The sequence below is a fragment of the Acetobacterium sp. MES1 genome, from assembly GCF_002237635.1.
GTDB classification, from domain to species: Bacteria; Bacillota; Clostridia; order Eubacteriales; family Eubacteriaceae; genus Acetobacterium; species Acetobacterium wieringae.
Window position 1 is genome coordinate 1 of the sequence record NZ_MJUY01000059.1, and the last position, 2,550, is coordinate 2,550.

The following is a 2,550-nucleotide window of genomic DNA, read 5'->3' on the forward strand; positions in this document are numbered from 1 at the left end:
ATCAGGACTTTGATGACACAGGGCGCAACCAGGGAGATCCGGAAATTGTGATGGTCACCTATGGCCGTATCACAAAAAATGTCTATGAAGCAGTCCAATTATTAAAAGCGAACCACCGGATTCGCCTAATCAAACTAATTCAGGTTTATCCGCTAAATAGTCAAAAAATCCTGTCGCTGATTGGTCAGCCGAGGCTTGTTTATGTTTTGGAAGAGGGCATCCGCAGCGGCGGAAGGTATATATGTTTTATCTGTGGTAGGAATTGCATTTAAAACATACATAGAAATTTTAAATGAGTTAAATATATTTAATGTCATCAAAACAGATAATGATTTGAGGAGTGTAACAGGGAAAGGGATTTATAGTGTATTAGGTTTTTTACGCTGTAACAATTATGCAGGAAAGCAACTATTACCAACGGCTCAAATCAATGAGAATAGCGTTGATGCAAAAAGAAAGTTATATAACGACAACATTACAACTCTTGATGAAATTCGCAATGATTATAATATATATTTATCCAAATGCGATTTGGAAAATGATTTAGATGAGTTCTTACATGATAGATTGGTCGCTCTCTTAGCGGCAAATCCTGTTGCCTATTTGCAGGATGCAAAAAACTATCATATGGTGGAACTGATTGAAAAGCTCACAGATGCGGATTGCCGAACAATTTATAATCACTATAATTTTGCTTGTCTTAAGGAGGTAGCTGAATGAAATTATCTCCCGTACAGAAAGATATAATTGATACTTCCGGAAATTTAATTGTACGAGCTAGCGCCGGAACAGGTAAAACTCATACAATGGTAAATAAGATTGCAAAAGAAATTAAAGATATCAGTACGCATAAAGTTATAGCAGCAATTACCTTCACGATTAAAGCAGCTCAGGAAATAAAAGATAGACTATCCGTTGACGTAACTCGGCACTTTATAGGTACTAATAACAGCTTTGTAATTGAAGAAATTATTAAACCTTTTATGAAAGATGCCTATGGTGCCGACTATGATTTAGATATGAGCACTGATTATTCCGCAAAAGTGACAACTTTTCAGAGTGGTGTAGATAAAATCAAAATAGAAGGTGTACTTTGTTCTTATCAAGATAACACAAAGAATTTTATCTTTGAATTGGCACAAGCGGTTGTTGAGAAATCATTAGCTTGCAGGCTATATTTACAAGCAAAATATTTTAAAATTTATATTGATGAGTATCAGGATTGTGATAAATCTATGCACAAGTTTTTTATGTATTTATGTGATGTATTAAAAATAGAAACATTTGTCGTGGGTGACGAAAAGCAATCAATTTATATATGGCGTGGAGCTTACCCAGAAGCATTTAAAAGTATTTGGAACAAGCCAAATTTTAAAAAAAGATTTATGGGTGATAACTTCCGTTCATGCCAACAAATTCAAAACTATTCAAATTTATTATGTGAGGAAACAAGAGACCTTTATAACCAAACCGATAGCTTGGATAATATTATCTGGCTAACGCCAACGTCAACTGATTGGGCAGCAGAGGTAGTATCACAGATTGACAGCAACAAAAAATCGGCATTGCTACGGTTTAGCAATGACAATGCAAAGTTGGGAGCAAATGCACTTACCATTGAAGGAGTCGAATATATTTATATTCCACAAATACCAATAGCGGATATTACCACCGATACGGCATGGCTCTATTCTGCAATCGCTCAGTATCTGATAATTGAAAAATATTCGGTATATGATGTTGTGGGAGAAATACCTGTTGAAGGAAATGAAAGCCGCAAAACAGTAGCTAATCTTAAAAAATTGCTCAATAGCATTGAACAATCAATAAATGATGAACCATCATTCAACATAGCAGTTAATAAACTTGCAGAATATTTGGGGTATGAAACTCGTGATGACCATCTAAGCAAATTATATAGAACAATATCTGATGAGAGCTTTCATGTTGCTTTCGAGCCTGACAAATATCAACATATAGCGATTACGTTTCATTCGTCTAAGGGGCTAGAATTTGAGCAAGTGATTGTATTTGCCGAGGATTATAGATTATCTGATATGGCGAGTATCTATAATCATTATGTCTCAGTCACTCGCGCTAAAAGCAGACTTATAATTGTTAAACTCAACAATTATAATGCCAATTGCTTTCAGAGTAATTTGGTGCATATCTTCTCTCTAAGCGGTATCGATATTAACAATATTATATCTTTTGAATAAGGTTTTGTTGAAATACGAGTAAAGAACAAGATACTCAAAGTGTCCGCTGTATTTGCTTTAAAAGGTGTAAATTAAGGTTTCCCTACATACTGTTCAAATAATGCAGGCGGTATCCGTATCTGAACAAACTTCATAAGAACAGAACAGTAGTGATTTAACAGTTGACCATTGAGTATTCCGCTGATTTGGTTCATCCGCAAAAATCCGTTATCCGATTTTTGAATGTGGATCATACATCAATTTGGCCGTCAATAATTTTTGACCGCACCGACCATACATGGTTCGTTTTATCATTTTAAGTTTGTTGTTGACCCCTTCCACAAAACCATTT

Annotated in this window: 3 protein-coding genes; all 3 read left to right on the forward strand. The window is 35.0% G+C overall.

Going from position 1 to position 2,550, the window contains the following annotated elements:
• Positions 1–272 (forward strand): transketolase C-terminal domain-containing protein (locus tag BI182_RS16085; protein WP_286809347.1); only part of this gene is annotated, 272 nt, incomplete at its 5' end.
• Positions 202–720 (forward strand): TOPRIM nucleotidyl transferase/hydrolase domain-containing protein, encoded by a 519-nt coding sequence (locus BI182_RS16090; RefSeq protein ID WP_286809349.1) that lies wholly within the window; start codon positions 202–204, stop codon positions 718–720. The genes BI182_RS16085 and BI182_RS16090, both read left to right, overlap by 71 nt.
• Entirely contained in the window at positions 717–2,219 is a 1,503-nt protein-coding gene (locus BI182_RS16095) for a UvrD-helicase domain-containing protein (RefSeq protein WP_286809350.1), read from the forward strand. The genes BI182_RS16090 and BI182_RS16095 overlap by 4 nt, the downstream gene beginning before the upstream one ends.
• The last annotated feature ends 331 nt before the right edge of the window (positions 2,220–2,550 follow it).